Source organism: Dyadobacter frigoris (assembly GCF_005280585.1).
GTDB classification, from domain to species: Bacteria; Bacteroidota; Bacteroidia; order Cytophagales; family Spirosomataceae; genus Dyadobacter; species Dyadobacter frigoris.
In genome coordinates this window covers 55268-76790 of the sequence record NZ_SZVO01000021.1, presented here as the reverse complement: position 1 = coordinate 76790, position 21523 = coordinate 55268, and the positions used below count along the sequence as shown (strand labels likewise).

13 protein-coding genes are annotated in these 21523 nt (G+C 43.4%); 4 read left to right on the top strand and 9 right to left on the bottom strand.

What is annotated here, in order from left to right; all coding sequences use genetic code 11:
- Positions 1 to 9 precede the first annotated feature (9 nt).
- A complete protein-coding gene (locus FDK13_RS30950; RefSeq protein ID WP_137343893.1) occupies positions 10 to 2772 on the top strand; it encodes a M14 family metallopeptidase in 2763 nt (920 codons plus the stop codon).
- A complete protein-coding gene (locus FDK13_RS30945; RefSeq protein ID WP_137343892.1) occupies positions 2769 to 5525 on the top strand; it encodes a M14 family metallopeptidase in 2757 nt (918 codons plus the stop codon). Before FDK13_RS30950 ends, FDK13_RS30945 begins: the two co-directional genes overlap by 4 nt.
- A gap of 320 nt (positions 5526 to 5845) precedes the next feature.
- Here FDK13_RS30945 and FDK13_RS30940 read toward each other — a convergent pair whose 3' ends face one another.
- From FDK13_RS30940 to FDK13_RS30910, 7 genes are all read right to left on the bottom strand, one after another.
- Positions 5846 to 7165: a sugar MFS transporter gene (locus FDK13_RS30940; protein WP_137343891.1), complete on the bottom strand. Its 1320-nt coding sequence runs from the start codon at positions 7163 to 7165 to the stop codon at positions 5846 to 5848.
- Positions 7166 to 7186: 21 nt separating this feature from the next.
- Entirely contained in the window at positions 7187 to 7936 is a 750-nt protein-coding gene (locus FDK13_RS30935) for a glucosamine-6-phosphate deaminase (protein WP_137343890.1), read from the bottom strand.
- Positions 7937 to 7981: 45 nt separating this feature from the next.
- On the bottom strand, positions 7982 to 9400 hold the full coding sequence (locus tag FDK13_RS30930; RefSeq protein ID WP_137343889.1) for a Gfo/Idh/MocA family protein: 1419 nt from the start codon (positions 9398 to 9400) through the stop codon (positions 7982 to 7984).
- Positions 9401 to 9448: 48 nt separating this feature from the next.
- Entirely contained in the window at positions 9449 to 10819 is a 1371-nt protein-coding gene (locus tag FDK13_RS30925; RefSeq protein WP_137343888.1) for a Gfo/Idh/MocA family protein, read from the bottom strand.
- 87 nt (positions 10820 to 10906) lie between these two features.
- Positions 10907 to 11983: a DUF6807 domain-containing protein gene (locus tag FDK13_RS30920; protein WP_137343887.1), complete on the bottom strand. Its 1077-nt coding sequence runs from the start codon at positions 11981 to 11983 to the stop codon at positions 10907 to 10909.
- Positions 11984 to 12027: 44 nt separating this feature from the next.
- Complete coding sequence (locus tag FDK13_RS30915; protein WP_137343886.1) at positions 12028 to 13797, bottom strand: RagB/SusD family nutrient uptake outer membrane protein; 1770 nt, start codon at positions 13795 to 13797, stop codon at positions 12028 to 12030.
- Between the two features lie 30 nt (positions 13798 to 13827).
- Complete coding sequence (locus FDK13_RS30910; protein WP_229216293.1) at positions 13828 to 16944, bottom strand: SusC/RagA family TonB-linked outer membrane protein; 3117 nt, start codon at positions 16942 to 16944, stop codon at positions 13828 to 13830.
- 368 nt (positions 16945 to 17312) lie between these two features.
- Between FDK13_RS30910 and FDK13_RS30905 the strand changes: the two genes are divergently transcribed.
- Entirely contained in the window at positions 17313 to 18332 is a 1020-nt protein-coding gene (locus tag FDK13_RS30905) for a LacI family DNA-binding transcriptional regulator (protein WP_137343885.1), read from the top strand.
- A 278-nt stretch (positions 18333 to 18610) separates the two neighbouring features.
- Entirely contained in the window at positions 18611 to 19351 is a 741-nt protein-coding gene (locus FDK13_RS30900; protein WP_137343884.1) for a 3-keto-disaccharide hydrolase, read from the top strand.
- 275 nt (positions 19352 to 19626) lie between these two features.
- Here the strand turns inward: FDK13_RS30900 and FDK13_RS30895 are convergent, their stop codons facing one another.
- Together FDK13_RS30895 and FDK13_RS30890 are read right to left on the bottom strand one after the other, a co-directional pair.
- Complete coding sequence (locus FDK13_RS30895; RefSeq protein WP_137343883.1) at positions 19627 to 20841, bottom strand: PQQ-dependent sugar dehydrogenase; 1215 nt, start codon at positions 20839 to 20841, stop codon at positions 19627 to 19629.
- A 268-nt stretch (positions 20842 to 21109) separates the two neighbouring features.
- Positions 21110 to 21322, bottom strand: a complete 213-nt coding sequence (locus FDK13_RS30890) for a hypothetical protein (protein ID WP_137343882.1) — start codon at positions 21320 to 21322, stop codon at positions 21110 to 21112.
- Positions 21323 to 21523: the final 201 nt, after the last annotated feature.

Sequence of the window (21523 nt, the reverse complement as noted above, 5' to 3'; positions counted from 1 at the left end):
CAGTCCGTTATGATACGAATACGTTTATTTATAATGCCGCTTGTTTTATCGGTATCATTATCTTTTGCACAGACAATCCCAACACCAAAAGAGCATTTTGGCTTCAATATTGGTGAGGATTACAATCTGGCCACTTTTACGCAGGCGGAAGACTATTTCAAAAAAGTAGCCGCTGTTTCTGACCGGGTCAGGTTTGTTGATATCGGACCGACAGAAGAAGGCCGACGTCAGCCTATGATGATTGTTTCTTCTCCTGCCAACCTTAAAAAGTTAGATCGTTACAAAGAAATTTCCCAGAAACTTGCCCATGCCGAAATCTCCGAGCAGGAAGCCCGTGCCCTGGTTACAGAGGGAAAGCCGGTTGTCTGGATTGATGGTGGGTTGCATGCCACAGAAACGGTTGGATCACATCAGCTTATTGAAACCTATTATCAGCTGGTGAGCCGAAAAGATCCGGAGACGATGAAAATTCTTGATAATGTGATCATTCTACTTTCTCAGGTAAACCCTGACGGGCAGGAGATCGTGGCGAGCTGGTACATGAACGAGAAAGATCCGAAAAAGCGGAATATGAGTATACCCCGCCTTTATCAAAAATATGTAGGTCACGACAACAACCGTGATTTTTATATGATGAACATGAAGGAAACAACCAATACTTCGATGCAGCAATACGTCGAATGGATCCCTCAAATTATCTACAATCATCATCAGACCTCACCGGCAGGATCGGTCGTTGCAGGGCCACCTTACCGTGATCCTTTCAATCATCTTCTTGATCCGCAGATCATCACAGGGGTAGAAGGCGTTGCGGCCTCTATGATCAACCGTTTGCATGTTGAGGGAAAACCAGGCTATACACGTCTTTCAGGCTCGGTTTTTTCTACCTGGTGGAATGGCGGATTACGTACCACTCCTTATTTTCATAATATTATCGGTATTCTCACCGAGATTACCGGTAATCCGACGCCTATGAAAATTCCGTTGGTGCCAGATCGCCTGATCCCAAACAACGCCAATCCTTTTCCGGTAATGCCACAAGACTGGCCTTACCGCCGTTCGATCGATTATTCGGTCTCGCTTAATTACGGAATCCTTAACTACGCGCTTAGAAATGGTGACGAGCTTCTGTATAATATCTACAAAATGGGAAGAAGCTCCATCGAAAAAGGAAGTAAAGATACCTGGACATTATATCCTAAATTTTCACAGGCAGTAACCGATGGTTTTGAAGCTTCTAAAAAAACAGCTCCCGTTGTCCGCCCCCGGCCGGATACTACAACTGCTGGTGGTTTTGGCGGCATCACAATTCCACAGAAGTTTTATGATACCGTTTATACAAATCCGGTACTGCGCGATCCCCGCGGTTTTATCGTTTCTGCCGATCAGGCTGATTTTCCAACGGCAGTCAAATTTATCAATGCGCTGATCAAGTCCGGTATTTTAATTCATAAAGCAATGGCACCTTTTTCGGTAGAGGGCAAAAACTATCCGGTTGGTTCTTATGTGGTGAAATCTGCACAGGCTTTCCGTCCGCATGTTTTGGATATGTTTGAACCTCAAAACCATCCGAATGATTTTGAATATCCCGGCGGTCCGCCCATACGTCCCTATGATGCGGCAGGATGGACACTGGCCTTTCAGATGGGTGTTAAATTTGATCGTATCCTGAATGCATTTGAAGGATCGTTTGAAAGGATTCCATATGGCCAGCTTCAGCCCATGCCCAAGGCGGTCACACCTTCCTCAAAAGGCGGTTATCTCGTAGATTCACGTGTGAATAATGCCTTTATGGCCGTTAACGATCTGATGAAAGCCGGAATCGATGTATATCGTATGAAAGACAGTTCAGCCATGGCGCCATCCGGATCCTTCTTTGTTCCTGCAAAAGGAAAATCGATCCTTGAAAATGCGGGTGTTAGTTATGGTGTAAAAGGAATTGCCGTTGCAAACCGACCCCCTTCGCTGGTCAAAGTTACTGCGGCCCGTATCGCGCTTTTTGACAATTACGGTGGTTCAATGCCCTCCGGCTGGGTACGCTGGATGATGGAACAATACAATTTTCCATACAAATTAATTTATCCTCAGGATATTGACAGTGGCGGGCTGGCTGCAAAATATGACGTGATTCTGTTTATTGGAGGCGGTATTCCTCCGGTTAGTACAGGTGGTGGCGAGGTAAGAGGTTTTGGGCGGCAGCCAAAACCCGAAGAAGTTGCAGAGCAATACCGTCCGTGGCTGGGCAACATTACGCCAACAAAGTCGGTTCCCGAACTGAAAAAGTTCATGGAGGCAGGCGGACAAGTCGTTACCGTAGGTTCCAGTACCGCACTGGCATATCATCTGGGACTTCCGGTGACAAACGCCTTGACCGAAGTAAATGCAAAAGGAGAAACTAAAAACCTTTCTGGCGAGCGCTATTATATTCCGGGAAGTATTCTTAAAGTTTCTTTCGATAAAAATGCACCGGCCAACTGGGGTATGGCCAGTGACGCAGATGTTGTTTTTAGTAATAGTCCTGTCTTTCATATCGGTCCGGATGCTGCTATGAAAGGACTTACACCGCTTGCGTGGTTCTCTTCTGTCAAACCACTTGTTAGTGGCTGGGCCTGGGGCGAAACGTATCTGAAAGATGGAGTGGTGGCCTTTCAGGCAAAGGTGGGAAAAGGGAAACTGTACGCATTCGGCCCTGAAATCACTTTTCGTGGCCAGTCACACGGCACCTTCAAGTTATTATTCAATGAACTTTACAAAACCAACCTGACCGAATGAGAAATTTATTAAACCGTCTTTTTTTAGGGATATTGTTTTTAGCAGTACAAACAGCATGGGCGCAAATCCCGACACCAAAAGAACATTTTGGCTTCGGCATAGGAGACGACTATCAACTGGCGACTTTCACGCAAACCGAGGCGTACTGGAAAAAACTGGCAGCCGTTTCTGATCGTTTGAAATTGACTGTCATTGGGAAAACGGCGGAAAATCGTGATCAATATATGTTGATTGTGTCATCTCCGGAAAATCTCAAAAAACTTGACCGATATAAGGAAATTTCCACGAAAATGGCCCGTGCGGAAGGCGTGACCGAAGAGCAGGCCCGTGCTATGGCAGTGGAAGGGAAATCGATCGTCTGGATTGATGGAGGCTTGCATGCCACTGAGGTTGTGGGTATACATCAGTTGATTGAAACGATCTATAACGTCGTGAGCCGTAATGATCAGGAAACCAAAAGGATTCTGGACAAAGTGGTTATTCTTTTTACACATGCCAATCCGGATGGTCAGGAACTGGTTTCCAATTGGTATATGAGAGAAAAGGATCCTGCAAAAAGAAAAAACGACGGACTTCCCAGATTGTATCAAAAGTACATTGGACATGATAACAACCGGGATTTCTTTATACAAAATCAGGTAGAAAGCCGTAACATGGGCAATCAGCTTTTTGTGGAGTGGATCCCTCAGATTATGTATAATCACCATCAGCGGGGACCTGCGGGTTCTGTTTTGGCAGGACCTCCGTATCGTGATCCTTTTAACTATGTTTTTGATCCGATGATGGTTACCGGTATTGATGCAGTGGGTGCGGCTATGTATACCCGTTTAAATGCAGAAAATAAACCTGGCTTTACCCGCCTTACAGGTTCAAGTTTCTCTACCTGGTATAATGGAGGACTTCGTACAACTACGCACTTTCATAATATGATTGGTATTCTTACCGAGATTATAGGCGGGCCAACGCCGGAAACGGTTCCGCTGGTGCCCGAGCGTCTGATTCCAAACAACAATACACCTTTCCCGGTGACACCTCAAAAGACCTGGCATTTTAAACAGTCGATCGATTATTCTGTATCGCTGAATTATTCAATTCTGGATTACGCCGCCCGTAACAGCGACCATTTGCTTTACAATATTTATCTGATGGGGAATAATTCGATCAAGCGGGGGAGTGGCGACTATTGGACGCCAACGCCAAAACGGGTTGAAGAAATCAATGTGGCTTACAAAGCGGATCAGGCTAAAACAAGACCACGTGGAGGCGAAACACCAGGTTCGGGTGCCACTGGAATGTTCCGCGGGGGAGGGGAGATACCTTCTAAATATTATAATGATGTTTTTGAATTGCCTGCAAAACGGGATCCGCGCGGTTATATTATTCCGTCAGATCAGTCCGATTTTCCAACAGCGGTTAAATTCATCAACGCTTTGGTAAGGACAGGAATTCAGATTGAAAAATCTACCGCCGTATTCACAGTGGCCGGGAAAAGCTATCCGGCAGGTTCCTACATAGTCAAAACAGCACAAGCATTCCGTCCACATATTATGGACATGTTTGAACCTCAGGACTATCCAAATGATTTTCAGTATCCGGGCGGTCCTCCGGTCAGACCTTACGATGCTGCCGGCTGGACATTGGCATTCCAGATGGGTATTAAATTTGACCGTATCCTGGAAGCTTTCGACGGTCCTTTTGAAAAAATGCCTTACGGACAATTGCAGCTGCCGGTGGGTAAAGTAGCCTCGGGTTCGGCAGGGTACGTGATTAAAGCGAGTGTGAATGATGCATTTGTAGCTGTAAATGATTTGTTAAAGGCAGGTGCTGAGGTTTACAGACTTGCAGATGGCACTTTCTACATTCCTCAAAGTGCAAAATCGAAAAGCATTGTTGAAAAGACTTCAAAAGAACTGGGCATGCAAATAGGTGCAGTTGGTAAAAAACCTGGCGGAACATTACAAAAAGTAGCTCCTTTGAGAGTGGCACTTTGGGATACTTATGGCGGATCCATGCCTTCTGGCTGGGTACGCTGGATGTTGGAACAGTACCATTTTCCATTCAGTTTAATTTATGCAAAGGAAATCGATGCAAGCGATCTGAAAAGCAAATATGACGTAATTGTCTTTGTAACAAGGGCGATTTCGGCACCGTCATCGCGTGACTCGGTTATGAACGCAATGTTTGCAGGAAGGGGCCCAAAAGAAGAAGAGGTTCCCGAAGAATTCCGCTCCACGATGGGATCTATCACGGCCGCAAAATCAATCCCGCAATTAAAGAAATTTATGGAGGCAGGTGGTAAAATCTTAACGATCGGCAGCAGTACAGGTCTGGCCTATCATTTAGGATTACCCGTTCGTAATGCAATTACCGAAGTGAAAAAAGACGGAGGCAGTGAGCCGCTTCAAGGCGAAAAATTCTTTATTCCGGGAAGTCTTCTGAGTGTTAGCGTAGATACCGCTGCCAGGGCAAGCTGGGGGATGAGCCCCAAAACCGATGTCTATTTTGATAACAGTCCGGTTTTTACAGTGTCACCAGATGCTATTGCAAACGGGACTATCAAACCGCTTGCCTGGTTTCCAAATGCTAGCCCACTTCGCAGTGGCTGGGCATGGGGACAGGCTTATCTGCAGGGTGGGGTTGCAGCCTTCGAGGCTAATGTTGGGAAAGGAAAGCTCTATGCATTCGGGCCGGAAATTACTTTCCGTTCTCAATCACATGGAACCTTCAAGTGGCTATTTAATCAGCTATATTAAAAAGTTTAAAAATATTTTACAGGATGTTTTTGAGAGTTGCAGAAAACGGGTGAGTTACTTTAAAATAACTCGCCCGTTTTTCTTTTGTTAAAAGACAGCGAACCAGAACGCCTTTCTTCCGACATTACGTAAAGTTGATCTAAAAAATGGCCTTAACAATTAAATGATACCCAATAGAGCTGATTTTTACTTTACATAAGATTTTAAGTGTTTTTGAGATGATCAGGATGCAGCTATTCTGAAAAACAACCCAACGGTCAAGTATTAAAAGTATTCCGGAGCTAACATATAAGTCTTTGGTTAAGCTGAACCGCTGAATGTCATCTGCACCATTTACGCAATTTATGACCTTTTACAGCGTAAAAAATCAGATATAAATAACAAGGAAATAGTACCCAGTACGCCAGGCGGGCATTATACGCATCTGCAAAATGGCCATATAGCAGTGGCATGATCGCATTACCGCAAAGTCCCATGATCATCACCGAGCCGCCAAGCTTGGTAAACCGTCCCAGATTATCCAATGCCAAAGGCCATATTCCGGCCCACACCAGGGAATTGGCAAGTCCGAGCAACGCCACAAACCAGATCGAAATATCAGTGCTGTGTCCCAGGAAACTGAACTGCCCTTTGGCAAATATGATCAACAAGGTAAAAATGGCACCTAAAATAGCACAGATTCTTAGAGTATGTACCTGGCTGATAAATTTGGGGATCACCATAATACCGATCAGGTAACCACAAATAGTGCATGACAGTGTATAGGAAGGAAACGCTTTGGCTTCCAAAAGATCAATATTCATCGAATTGGCATAACCGATAATGGTATCAATCGCAATTACCTGTGTTCCTACATGAAGAAAAATAGCAAGTGCACCCAAAATCAAGTGTGGAAACTGGAAAATGCTTGTTTTCCCGGCGTTGGCGGTGGCCAGGATTTTATCTTCATGCTCGGTATCAATTTCCGGAAGCGGAGATCGATAGACCAAAAATCCGAGAACAAAAAGAAAGCTGCCCAGTCCGATGTAAGGATTAATAACCCTGCGGATAAGCTCATCCAATGCGGCGCCTCGTTCGAACTCTGTCATTGGACCAAGCCGGGTGAAAAGGTCAGTATCCGTTGGGCGCAGGATCACAGCTGCGAAAATAATGGGCGACAATATTCCAGCAAATTTGTTGCAGATGCCTATAATGCTGATCCGTTGCGCGGCGCGCTCCTTGGGGCCCAGAAGAGTAAGGTAAGGATTGGTGGCCGTCTGCAGTATGGCAAGGCCAACGCCGATTGTAAAAAGTCCTAAAAGGAAAAATTCATAGGTACGGGTCATGGCCGCGGGCACAAAAATGAATGCGCCCAATGCCATGGCCCAGAAACCAAACATCATACCTTTTTTAAACCCCACAGCCTTCAAAAGATAGGACGAAGGTACCGACATTACAAAATATGCAATGTAAAAAGCAAATGCGACCAGATAAGCCTGGAAGCTGGTCAGTTCGCAGGCAATTTTAAAGTAAGGAATTAAAATGGAGTTGACCCACGACACAAAGCCGAAAATAAAAAACATAAGTCCAATCAAGAAGATTGAGATGTTGGTTTCACGGCGGCTTAAATTATTTACTGCAACCAGTTCAGGCTTTTTCATGTGGCAATTTTAAACCTGATTTCAGGAAACATTTTCAAGAGACAGAAGGCTGGCAGATGATTTATCCAGATAGAAAATGCAATCCGGATGCTCCTGTAGCACACTGGCTGGGAATAAATTACTGATTTTCTGCTCGATACTATCCTTTACTGCCGTCGCTTTTCGCTGATCCGGTACCGAGCAAATAATGCTGGTCGATTTCATGATTTGTTTTACAGACATACTGATGGCTTGCTTTGGCACTTCTTCCAGCGTGGCAAACCATCCCTCTCTCATCTGCTGTTTTCGGCAAGGCTCATCCAGGTCCACAACCAAATAAGGCACTTCTGTTTCAAAATCTGCCGGAGGATCATTAAATGCCAAATGCCCGTTTTCGCCGACTCCTACAAGAGCCACATCGATAGGATGCTCATTGATGAGTTTTCCAAGACGTTTGGTTTCTTCAAGGGCATCTGTTTCCCCGCTAATCAGGAAACTTGATTTTAAGGCCGGTACTTTATTCAGGAAACGTTCTGTCAGGTATTTTCTGAAGCTGGCAGGGTGTGTCGCCTTCATACCAATGTATTCATCTAAATGAAACATGGTGACCTTCGACCAGTCAATGTTTTGCTCCAGTATCAATTGATTTATGGTTTCAAACTGGCTTGTACCTGTGGCCAATATGATATTAGCCATTCCTTTTTCGGATATAGCCTGGCGGATTAGATCTGCTGCTTTTTTTCCCGCCAACTCACCTAATTCCTTATCTGTATTAGATATAACGATTTTCATCTAAACGTTTTGTTTAATTCGATTAAAATAAATAACTGACATTTCTTATGCCTTCACTTGGGTATTTCCTCCTTTCTTCAGCTCTATATCCACTGGCTGATTGGTTTTCCATGCACCGGAAGTAAAGTCAGGGATATCAATAGAATTGGAACGGTTAGCTACCGACCACTGTGTTAATGGAAAAATAACACTCCATGAGGCCGCGTCATAAACATCCTGATCCAGGGGCAAACCATTCCGAAGGCAGTCGATCAGACGCCAGTCCATCAGAAAATCCATTCCTCCATGTCCGCCTACTTTTACAGCCAGTTCACCTATTCTCTTGACAATGGCTGGTTCATATTTCTTTTCCAACACATTAATATCTTCCTCGGAAAGCCATTCATGACCTTGTGAGATACGTCCGGGCAAGGGATATTTAAGGGCTGTACCTTTTGTGCCGCTAATCAGGTGGATCCGGGAATATGGCCGCGGCGAGGTCACATCATGCTGCAGCATAATGGTTTTTCCTTTCTGGGTACGGATCGTGGTTGTATTCATATTACCACGGAAAGTTTTTCCATCAAATTCCTTGAATACCGGATCGATCTGCGCCATTTCATGTGCTTTAGACGCGATCATAAAATCATTGCTGGCAGTAGAAACCAGAAAGTCCATTTTATCTCCCCGGTTGATATTCAATGCCTGGCAAACAGGACCTAAACCATGCGTGGGATAAAGATTTCCGTTTTTCTCATTTTCTCTCAGACGCCATTGGTTATACCTTTTGTTTTTATCAAAGAAGGATTCATAAATATTATGGATATAAGCGCCTTCCACATGAATAATCTCACCAAAGAATCCCTGACGGGCCATATTCAGTGTCAGCATTTCAAAGAAATCATAACAGCAGTTTTCCAGCATCATGCAATGCTTTTTGGTGCGTTCCGATGTTTCAACAAGCTTCCAGCAATCTTCTACCGTTGTTGCAATAGGGATTTCGCAGGCTACATGCTTGCCATGCTCCATGGCATACAACGCCATGGGTGTATGCAAACTCCAGGGTGTGCAAATGTAGATGAGATCAATATCATCCCTTTCACAAACTTTTTTCCATTCATTTTCATTCCCGGAATAAAGTGTTGGCTTGTGAGAGGTTTCTTCGAAGGTCTTTAGAGCAGCATTTGCATACTCCGGCCGAAGGTCGCAGAGCGCCTTTACTTCAACATTATCCAGGTGAATGATCCGCTTGATTGCTCCCCCGCCTCTGTTACCCAAACCAATATATCCTATACGGACCGTATCGATTTTAGGCGCCGAATATCCGGACATATTGAAAGTCTGGCGGTGAGCTCCGGTTGCCTGTTTTTTTATCTCGGGCAGTTCGGAACTTGCTTTACTGATAGTACAACTCTGAGTCAAGGTACTTCCTGCCAAACCAAGTCCACTTAACCCGGTCAGTTTTAAAAATTCCCGTTTATTCATTTTTTAATATAGGTTGATTTGCGTTGATTCTAACTTTTTTGTGTCATATTAAACCTGATCAGGAACTACATACGGTTTGCGGTAAACCGCTGTTAACATGGTATCCGCTTCGGAATCATTGGCAAACTTCTCATAATCGCCCATAAATTTAAGTTCACGTCCGAGCCGGTAAGAAATATTGGCAATCAGCGGAAGTGTGGTCGAATAAAAACCTTCATTGATATCGCAGTTCAACATATCATCTTTCCCCAGTCTTATGGCATCAAGAAAATTGGCGTAATGCTCTCCGCCCCCGGCAGCCAGTCTGAAAGTTGGATCAGTAACTTTCTTTGCTTCCGGTTTTGAAGCGACAAAAGGCTCTGTTTCGCGTTTACGAAAGGCTTTCCATTTGCCGCCATCTAATTCCAGATAGCCATCAGTTCCATAAAAAACATTTCCTACACGGATATCAAGGCTGGATTCTGCATTGGAATAACGGCCCCGGGTTTCAAACTCAAGCATTTTTCCATCGTCATATTTAAACAGCGAAGTCTGGGTGTTGGGTGTTTGCTGGGCGCACTCCTCAGGATTAATCCCGTAAATTCCCCCGGCAGAGTAAACAGATACCGGGTGTTCGTTTTTGTTAAGACCCCAGCGGGCAATGTCAAACTGATGAGGTCCCTGGTTTCCGGTGTCTCCATTTCCCGTATCCCAAAACCAGTGCCAGTTGTAGTGCCCTCTTTTTTCATTATAGCGCCTGTAGGGTACCGGACCCAGCCATTGATCGTAATGCAGTGTGGACGGTGGTGTACTATCCTTTGCAAAACCGAATGAATCCCTAGGTTTGATACACGTTCCACGGGCAGAATAAACCTGTCCAATACCGCCATTATGCAGAAATTTCATTGCTTCCATGACATTAGCGATCGAACGGTTCTGAAATCCGCACTGCACCCTGACATTATATTTCCGGGCCGCTTCAATCATTTTTCTTCCTTCAAAAACATTATGGGAGGCGGGTTTTTCTACATAAACATGTTTGCCTGCCTGGCAAGCCCAGATCGTACCCAATGCGTGCCAGTGATTTGGGGTGGCAAATGATACGGCATGGATATCCTTGTCGTCAAAAACCTTGCGCATATCCCATTCCGTCAAGGGCTTGGTCCCAGACTTTTCAGTCACTGTCCTGACGCCTTCGGCCCAAAACTTTTCGTCCACGTCGCACAGCGTTTTAATTCTTACATTGCTGCTGTCTTTAATATTGCAGTAATTACTGATATGGTCCTTGCCGCGACCGCTGATACCTATTACGGCAACATTGATACGTTCATTGGCGCCCGCAATGGAATCATAGGATTTGCGGCTGAACCCCATGCCGCCGATAGCAATTCCGGCAGTTCCAAACAGGCTTTTCTTAATAAATTCTCTTCTTTGAGTCATGACAATTGTAAGTTAAATGATGATCTGTTAAACTGATCCGACTGCTGGGCGGCATTTAACAACTATAAAAAAAGCTGTATAAGATCCTTACTGATATTTCTTTGCGAACTGCTCTGACAGGGCACCGATTTGAGCATCGGTTAAATGATTGCCTGAGCTCACAATGACGCGGTATCTCAAAGTCAGCGATTTACCGTCAGCGATCTGGTAGTTCAATGCCTCTTTCCCTTTTGTGAAATCTTTTACGCCAAAGGGATTTGTGCATAACAGTCCATATCCTCTTGCATGCCAGTAGGTCGGATAGCTCAGGTTTTTGGGATGGTCACTGATGACCAGAGATATTTTTTCAGAGCCAATACTTCCGTATAGATCCATCCATTTGGCCCTTGTTCCCCACACGCGCTCACCTGTAATTCCTTCACTGCTTCTATAATTTCCCGTCACACCTTCATTGTCCATTTTTTTAACTTTCGTTGGATTACCCAACGCGTCAGTCAAAGTTACTTCATCCTTTAAAGGCAATTCAAGCTGACGGGCAACGCGGATACCGAACATTCCCTCCTTTGTATCTTTCATTTTCACGTCTCCATGGGTGGCTGTCAGCGTTGTAATTCTGTCTATGATCCGGATTGATCCCTGGGCGATAAAATGGTATTCGGTTCGTTCTGCCAGAACTTCATTGCCAAAAGGATCAATCCAGCTTGCCTTTGTAATCATAGATCCTTCACCGGCCCCTGCCGTTACCTTTTCAATTCCAAGGTGTTTTATTTTTCCGCAGTGCACTTTCCTGATGTTTGCCGGGATTTCGTAGGAATTACCCCAAAAATCGTAACCGTTTACATCGCCATAATTTAACCATATTCCGATATGGTGCGGATGATCTGCTCGTTCCCCACCTCTTGTTTTCAGAGGAAACCCTCGGGTGATTTCGGTTCCTGCAGAGGTAAGCACCGGATAAAGAATCGGTTTCATGACCGTGTCAGGCCAGGCATAGGAAGTAAATAGCTTGCCATTTACGGTAACATCCACTCTTTTTTCGGATTTTCTTTCTTTAAATTCAACCCCGGGTAAAGAATCCTGGTTTGATTTGTCCATTGGAATAAATCCGCCTGAAATCAAAGTAATGGCCGTTATAAAAAATGCTGAACTGAAAAGGAGCTTCATAATGATGATGTTAAAATGTTATTTTCGATAACCTCGCTGACAAATCATTCAATAACGGTCAGAGGCGGGATATTTTTTTCAGCTCCATTATATCCGATATTCTGGTTGATCACCCCTTTCGTATTTGCGGTTATTACAAGCGATGGAATTGGCCACAGCACATGAAAGGGTGCCATGTTCGCAGTATTGCCCAGCAACTGGATTTTCTTTGTATAGGTATTGTTATATTTCATCACCCGGTCGTAGAAGTAATTTTTTCCACTGAAATTGCTTAAAGAATACCCGCCCAGATTCGATTTTGCCATGATATAAGATACTCTTACCAACTCTGAGTGCCGTGGTTCTTCGGCGAATAGTTCACGTGCACGCTCGTTCATAATGAAATCGATGTTTAGCTCACCAGCTGAAACAGGAAGTGCTTTTGCACGCTGTCTGATTTTATTGATATCGTCGGCAGCGAGAGCAAGCTGGTTTTTCCAGTAGTATGCTTCGGCCCTTAGCAAATAAGTATCGGCCAACCTGAATACATACCAGTCTCCGTTACCGCCCATTGGTACTGCTTTCGGATCATCCTGGGGATTGTACATGATATAATAAGGCATGGCATACACATGTTTAAAAGTATCTACCTTAGCTGCCAGATTATTTATATTCAATGGTTTTCCAAAATCCACCGAGGCAGGGTTATTGTATTTCAGTTCGTGAATATCGACCCAGTTGATATCACTTCTTCTAAGATCGGGTGTGGTGCGCCAGTTGTCTCCTTTGTATGACCATATATCGTATTGGTAAAATCCGGTTAGGCGCACATTCGCATTACCTCTTCCCAAAGAATCATACATAGGGCCACTTGCTACCATGCCGGGCTTGCCCTGGCTATCAAGTACCTGTGGTTGAAACCATTGGCAATTGTACATACGCATGGTATAAAGTCCGACAGATCTTGCCCCGGGAGGTGCTTCAAAACGGTCGACAGAAGCCAGGATCGTCTCGGTATTCTGGGCAGTATTATAATTTTTGGGACGGTGCAAGTCCCATATCAGGTTCCGTACCGGTTTGGCAGCATCAATCCCGAATCGTTGTGTCATTAGCGCATATGGGCCATTGATCACCCGCGATGCTGCTTCTATGGCCTTTTCAAATTGAGTATTGGCCAGATATACTTTTGCCAGCAAGTGATTTGCTGCACCTTGTGAAATGGTTCCTGCTTTGGCCGTTGCCGGAAGCCATTGCACCGCAAATTCAAGATCCGACTGAAGTTTTTCAAGTATCGTCCACCGGCTATGTGATTGGAAATCAAGTTTAGCTCCCTGTATTTCTTCATTGATAAAGGGGACATCGCCGTAAGAATTCACAAGCCGGTAATACCAGTAAGCCCTGTGCCAGTAGGCCTCTGCTAATATTACATTTCTGCTCTTTTCAGAATCCCACTTGATATCATCAATCCGTGAAATCAAAACGTTGGCATTTTTAATCGAGGAATACATGACCGTAAACATGCCCAGAAACTGGTAATACTGATCTGTATTAGGTGTCAGATTATAAAAGTCCAGCTGAGACCAGGGTGAGGCCAGATCAGAAGCTGCGAACTCCATCGTAAGATTGGGCATCAAGGTGGTCGTATTTGCCGTATTCTCATTTTTAATGTCCTTTCTCATTGTAACTAGCAGGGATTCAAAACCTGCCTGGTCAACGTAGACATTTTCAGGGCTAAAAAAGGAAAGGGGTTCAGGTTTGAGCCATTCTTTGTTACAGGACGTTTGTGTCAGCAGCAGAATGACCGATAGCAGAGATATAGTGATCAGGCTTTTCATGATTTTCTACTTTTTAGTTTCTTATTAAAATTACAATGACAGATTCAGGCCCAGGGTTATATTCTTGGGCATTGGTACGTTATTTCCATTGGCGTCCCATCCTTCCGGATCCCAACCAGGCCATTTAGTAATCGTGTAAATATTTCTGCCGGAGGCAAACACTCTAAGGCTGCCAAGTTTAAGACGTTCTGCCAGAGATGCCGGTAAGGCATAGGAAACCGAAACATCCTGAACCCGTACGAAGGAAAGCGACTTATACATTTTAATACCACCTCCAAAAACATTCGTATTGGTGGTCAGTCGAGGATAGTCATTAATCTGATTTTCAGGAGTCCAATAAGGGAAATCATTGGTATTTCTTCTGTCATAGGTATCTGAGCCGCCTGTGCGCAGCCCTTCTGCAAATGGTGCGATATTACCTAGTTCGCTTCGGAGAAATATGGATGCGGAGAAATTCTTAAAAAATGTAAATTCATTTCTTAATCCAAGGCGAAAACGGGGCTGACGGTAACCTATAAACTGTTTATCCGCCAGCGCTTCGTATTTTCCGTTGCCATCAACATCCACCGCTTTAAAATCCCCTGGCTGAAGTTTATAAACTGCAGCAGCGTCTTTTTCAGTCGTTTTCCAAATTCCTGTAACCTTGTAATTCCATACCCTGTCGATAGCTTGTCCGGGAAACCATTCATTTGTATAGTCAGGAAGTTCTGATTTAATCGTTTTTCCGTCTACAACCTGTTCCTTATAGTCACCGAACAATCTTTTGATCTTATTTCTGTTTAAAGAAAAAACCAGATTGGATCTCCAGCTAAAATTTCGCTTATCGGTGTTAATGGTATTTATTGTCATTTCAAACCCCTTATTTCCTAATTGACCAAGGTTGGAGGTGATATTTTTAAATCCTGTAATTTCAGGAAGCAAGCGGTTCATTAGAAGGTCCGTTGTCGTCATATTATAATATTCCATACTGACATCCAGACGGTTTTTTAAAAAACCCACATCCATACCTAAATTAACGGATTTGGTTTTTTCCCAAACAAGATTGGGATTTGCAAGTGAACTATTATATACCCCAACCTGAACATTAGAGCCGTCGTAATACTGGGTAGACTGCATTTGTGCCAGAGCCGAATAAGCACCAATATCCCGGTTTCCATTCACGCCCCATGACAGCCTTAATTTCAACTGGCTTATAAAATCAAGGTGAAAAAACTTTTCTTCCGATAACTTCCATGCAAATGCAGCAGCAGGGAAGGTTGCGCGAGGCTTTTTGGTGCCAAAAGCCGAGTAACCGTCTCTTCTCACAGAGCCCGTAAAGAGATATTTACCAAGCAAGGTGTAATTCAACCGAGCCATTGCCGCATCACCTGTAATCTGTGTATCATTAGTAAATACAGTGGGGTTGGTACCATATTGCAGCCCATCGAAGCCCAGATTTTGGTTTGGCACAAAAGTCTGGTTGCTCATCGACGATAACCAATCCCTTTTTCTTTCTGAACTGTAAAGGAGTGTCAGGTCAAAGTGATGTATCCCCACCTCCTTGTTCCAGTGCAGCAAATTATCGAAAATGTATTCATACGTGGAGCCGTCGTCCCGGGTACCATATCCCTTTGAGCGGACAGATCCCCCGTCCAATGTTGTAGATGGCCAGAAATCATAATCCTTCATAAACTCGTAGCGTGGTTGAAACGAGATCTTATAATCAAAACCAAAAGGCAGTTTCAGCTTGGCATACAAAGAAGCGAAGAGGGAATTTATTTTTCTAAGTTTGTCCTGTCCGTAATAATTGATCAGTGGGTTAGCCGCTGTAAAACTGTTAGGGTACCAGGCTAGACTTCCATCAGGATTATTCATCGAGCCGTACGGGCTCATCAGATACATTTGTGAGAGATTTGCCGGAACACCGCTCTCATTGCGATCCGCGAACTGCGAATTTATACCAACATTAAGCCAGTCGGTCACTTTAAAATCCACATTCAATCTGGAACGTAAAGTGGAGAATTTGTCTCCCCGGACTAGTCCTTCATTATTCTGATATCCGACAGACCAATAGTATGTAGCATTTTTAGTTCCGCCACCAATACTTACGTCATAGTTCTGGCGCAGGCCGGTTTGCATAACCTCTTTATACCAGTCAACTGTTTTACCGGCCAGATAATTTTGGGTTTCAATCGGAAAGAACCTAAGACGTCCCAGCCATTCCTGGGTGTTATCGGCCTGAGGATTATTGCTGGCACTTCTCCACTGGTCCAGTGTGACACCGGAGGGTAATTTGCTTGGATTGTCGTAATAATAAGACGGATTGTTCGGGTTTATGGACCTGAGCACATCCCTTCTGAAAGTCATGTATCCTTGTGCGTCAAAAGCTTTGAAAGCATGTGTTGGCTGGGTCACCCCGACATTAGTGGAAAAATTGATAACCGGTTTGCTGGCCGTGCCTTTTTTGGTGGTGATCAGAATTACCCCGCCGGCAGCTCTTGCGCCAAATACAGCGGCCGAACTTGCATCTTTTAAAATATCCATGGTTTCAATGTCGGCAGGATTTATATCAGAAACACTTCCGTTAAAAATCACACCGTCCATAACCACCATCGGGTTCGATGTTGCATTCAGCGACTTGGGTCCCCTGATTTGCATTGAACTTCCTCCCGACGCTGTGGTAGACTGATTAGCATTAAACCCGGCAACTGTTCCGGTAAGCATGTCTGTCAGCTGTGTCATGGGCTGATTTTTGAATGTTTTTGCATCAAGCCGGATCGCAGCACCTGTCAGATCGCTTTTTTTCATAGTTCCGTATCCTACAACAACCAGCTCATCCAGGGCATTAACACTGGGCTGAAGCGCAACATCCAGAATAGATTTTGTTCCGACAGGAAATTCTTTAAGACTATATCCTACAAAACTGAATGAAAGAATTTCGTTTTCAGAGGCCTGAATAGTATACCGGCCTTCAACATCGGTAGTAGTTCCCCGTTGGGTACCTTTCACAATTACGGTTACTCCTGGCAAACCAGTGTTCGCTAAACTATCAGTTATAGTTCCTTTTACGTCCCTGAGACTTTGGCTGTACAGCCAGCCGGGAGCTGTCAGAAACAGGAAAAAGAACATGACTCTTGACAGCCGCTTCATTAGTAGTTTAGATTCCATATAATAAGCTTTAGTTAAATATTTAATACATTGTTAGCGAATGCTCGTTAAGACTTTGAATAATTCACAATGACATATTTCGATAATTTCATTTTTGAAGAAATAAGGACTTGTGTTATTTGATATTATCAAAATTAAATTCTGGACAAGGGCAATTTTACGATGTTTTATTTGACCAATAGTATGAATAATGAAAAATAATAGCGTAAACGTTTCCGGTAACGTTTACGTAAACGTTATCGGAAACTCAGACAATTAACAGCTAGAAAAATGAGACAAAAAACTGGGGAAAGATGCCAGATTGGCGTAATTTGTAGTTGTGTTTAAAAATAAAACTTTACCAATAATTGTATAGGAATTAAACGCTCATGCGCCGACGATATATTACAATAAAAGACATTGCCAAATCGCTGAATATTTCGGTGGCTACGGTTTCTCGCGCGCTTAGAGACAAGTATGATGTAAGTATCGAAACCAGACAAAAAGTACTGGACATGGCCGTCGAATTAAATTACAAGCCTAATTTCAACGCTACCGGCCTGGTGCATAGAAGCACACATAATATTGGTGTAATCATTCCTACCATTACCAATTATTATTTTTCGACCGTTATAACAGGTATTCAGGAAATAGCTCAAAGCAACGGTTTCAATATTATTTTGTACCTAACCAATGACTCTCCGGAAATTGAGTTGAAAATTGTTAAGAACCTGTCCGAAAGCAGTCTGGATGGTTTGCTGGCCTGCGTTTCTTCAGATGCCAGTAATTATGCCCATTTCCAGGAAATGATTGACGATGGCCTGCCGGTCGTATTTTTTGACCGTGTTGCCAGTACCATTGAGACCTCCAAAGTGATGCAGGATGATTACAACGGAGCATTTGCAGCTGTCGAACACCTGGTCGACTGCGGGTACAGGAAAATAGCCCACATCACAGGACCTAAGGAATTGTTTTTCACTGAAAACAGGCTAAGAGGTTATCGCAACGCCCTGGAAAAACATAACCTGCCGGCAAATCAGGATTTAATTATTCATTCAGGCTTTTCCCAAAAAGATGGCGAGAAGGATGTTACAAAGCTTTTCGAGGGTAAAGAAAATACCCCTGACGCCATATTTGCCGTAAATGACAGAAAAGGGATAGGAGCCATTATAGCCCTAAAAAAAATGCATATTCAGGTTGGTAAAGAAGTTGGCGTTATCGGATTTACAAATGATCCGATTTCGGAAATTATCGCTCCTACCTTGTCAACGGTTGCAGAGCCTGCTTATGAAATTGGTAAAATTGCTTGTGAGTTGCTTTTAAAACATATCCGTAAAACCAACTTTCCCGCCGAACAGATCACGCTTTCGGGTGAACTGATCATAAGAGAATCGACAAGCAGGTTATAAGATTCACTTGCTAATTTTTTGTGACAAATAATTTTGTTTATATGGGATTTGTGCCATTTATCCATACAAAACATGGCTAAATGGTCGGTAAGTAAAATTTTAAATAAACATATAACCAAGTGAGGGAATTGTAAAAATAGTTGCAATTTTACGGGTACGTACCCGATTTCACTATATTCCCAGCTCGACTATTAGCAACGAATAACAAAAATTGTAATTTTTTGCCCGCATTAAAACAGATAAGACTATTCCTAAATCACAATTTAAATTCAGAAAAAATGAAAATTACAGCCGAGATTTTATTAGTAACTGTGCTTGCCATGACATTGGTACATAGTAATCTGAATCTTTACTCAGATCATTTTGCAGAAAGTAAGGTAAGCCCCAATCAGGTAAAAAAGTGGGAAGTGCTCTTTGATGGTAAAGACCTTGCTAAATGGAGAAAAGCTTCTGTTGACAGTGTTCCTTCCAAAGGATGGGTTGTCGAAAATGGAACTCTATCAGTCTTGAAAGGCCGAAAAGGAGGCGATATTATTACCCGTGAAACTTACGGTGATTTTGAACTGGAATGCGAATTTAAGCTGAACAAAGGTGCAAACAGCGGTATCAAGTACCAGGTGAATTCAATTCAAAACGCAAAGACAAAAAAGTTTTCCCAGATGGGGATTGAGTATCAGATTATTGACGATAAAAACCATCCGGAAATAATGTCTGACCCAGACGGGGTTTCTTCTACCGGGTCTGCTTATTTGCTGTATGCGCCAAAAGGAAAGAAACTATTACCTGCGGGAGAGTGGAATAAAGTGGGCATTATTGTGAAGGGAAACCATGTTGAGCATTGGCTGAATGGTGTTAAAATTGTTGAATATACAAGAGGCAGTCAGGATTTTCTCGAAAAAGTGGCCGCAACCAAGTTTGTAGATTATCCCCAATATGCAAAAGCATCCGGCGGGCACATCATGATTACTGATCATGGCGATCAGGTTTATTTCAAAAATATAAGAATAAGAAAATTATAATTTATCAATTGCCGATTCCTTTGAATCTGGCGCCGGTTTCAAGGGCAGTCTTTTAAAAACTAAAACCCTGAAAACCAATGATTTCCAGGGTTTTAGTTTTTTTTATAATTTACCTAATGCACTTTTAGGTAATAATTGCCATAAAAAATGACGGCGATATCTCACAAATTTCCCCGATTTCGATATCTTTTCGATACGTTGTTCCGGTATTATTATATGTCCTCAAAATAGATGTGTATTTCTTAATCCCTTTTTATTACGATCTACCGCTGTGCTTATTTTTTGTCGATACGGTAGAGTCTGCCCTGATCGGTTACTGCATAAAGCGCACCGTCTTTACCCTCAGTGATATCGCGAAAACGCTGATGTTGATCCTCAAGAAGCCTTTCTTCCCCTACGACTTTGTTGTTTTCAATGATCAGACGGACAATGTGCATACTGCTTAACCCGCCAATAAATAAATTATTTTTCCACTCAGGAATATTGTCACTGCTATAAAAGGTGATTCCGCTTGGAGAAACAACCGGATCCCAATAATAAACGGGCTGCTGCATCCCGTCTTTTTGCTGAATCGCTTCGCCGACTTTTTTACCGCTGTATTCGATACCGTAGGTGATCGTTGGCCAGCCGTAATTTTTCCCAGGCTCAATCCGGTTAAGCTCATCGCCGCCTCTTGGACCGAATTCGACTTCCCACAGATCTCCCGTAACCGGATGAAATGCCAGCCCCTGTACATTCCGGTGTCCGTAAGAATAGAGTTCGGGTTTAGCGCCGGCCTTGCCTATAAATGGATTACCTGCGGCAGGCTTTCCTTCTTTGGTGATGCGGATCACTTTCCCCAAGCTTGAATTTAGCTGCTGCGCCTGAGGCCTTGTGATAATGTCGGAACGCTCACCTGTGCTGATGATCAGATTATTCTCTTTGTCAAAAAGAATACGCCCTCCGTAATGCAGAGTACTGGCAAAGGCAGGCGTAGCACGGTAAATAACAGTTGCGCCTTCTATTTTCTTTTCGTCTGCTGAAAGCTTACCTTTCGCTACGGCGGTCAGGTTGCCATTTGCCAGAGCTTGTGAAAACACCCAGTAAACCATTCGGTTTTTTTCAAAGTCAGGATCGACACGGATGCCCAGCAAGCCTCCCTGTCCGTCCGCATTGACAGCAGGAATTCCGGTAATAGGTGCGCCTAATTTTCCGTCGGTGGTCACAATGCGCATGGTCCCCGCTTTTTCTGTGATAATCAGCCGGCCATCAGGCAGACTGGTGATGCCCCAGGGATTTTTCAGTTCTTCTGTCAAAACTTTGCCTTCATAAGCAGTGGTAGACTTTACACTGCCAATTCTTGTCTGACCTGTGAAAGCCGGCTTGTAATCTGAATTTGCTTTCTGGGTTTCGACGGGGGCTGCTGTACTACTGGTCTGCGAGAATGTTTTTTGACTGAATACAAAAGAGAAGAAGGATCCGGTCAGCATTAGAAGAATACTTTTAGTCATCGTTTTTAATGTTAAGTTTTAAAATCAGACCTAGGCTTGCGAAATTTAGATGCACAATCATGCTTATAACGGTAAAGATCGGTTTTAGGATCAAAAATGAAATAATAAAATTTTAAAGCAGTTGCTGATGAGTACAATTGCTCACAGACGTTTGGTCGGTCTGGGACCTTTCCTATGTTTACAAAGTTAATTCAGTTGAATGATTTTGTAAACATAGCATTTAAAACAAGCATGTAACAATAACTACATAATCATGTAATGTGGCAGATCAGATTTCAATATGCCGGGAAGAAAAGCTGCCAGCGCGCCAATACCATTCAAATCTGTCATGCAAAAGTGTGCACATCTTGTCTTTGTGCCAGACAACTAATAGATCAGAACTAGCTCCATTTTTTAAAGGAATTAATTCCAAAGCTGGTTTTAAATATCTTTCAGCGTATTCTCCTTTCGAAAACCATTCATTTTTTAGGGCTATGGCCATAAAGCATCAGCAGCTTTTTCAGCGGAGCCAAACTGAAAATTTTTACATATTTCAGCTCAAAGAACTGAATTTATTTTATGAAAAAGTGACAAATAACCCATCTGTTCGCCTTTCGGATAGTTTGCCAATTTTCGTTCATCATTGAGCACATCGTGATGATGCAAAAATCATTTACTGAAAACAGCGCCAAAAGCACTAAAA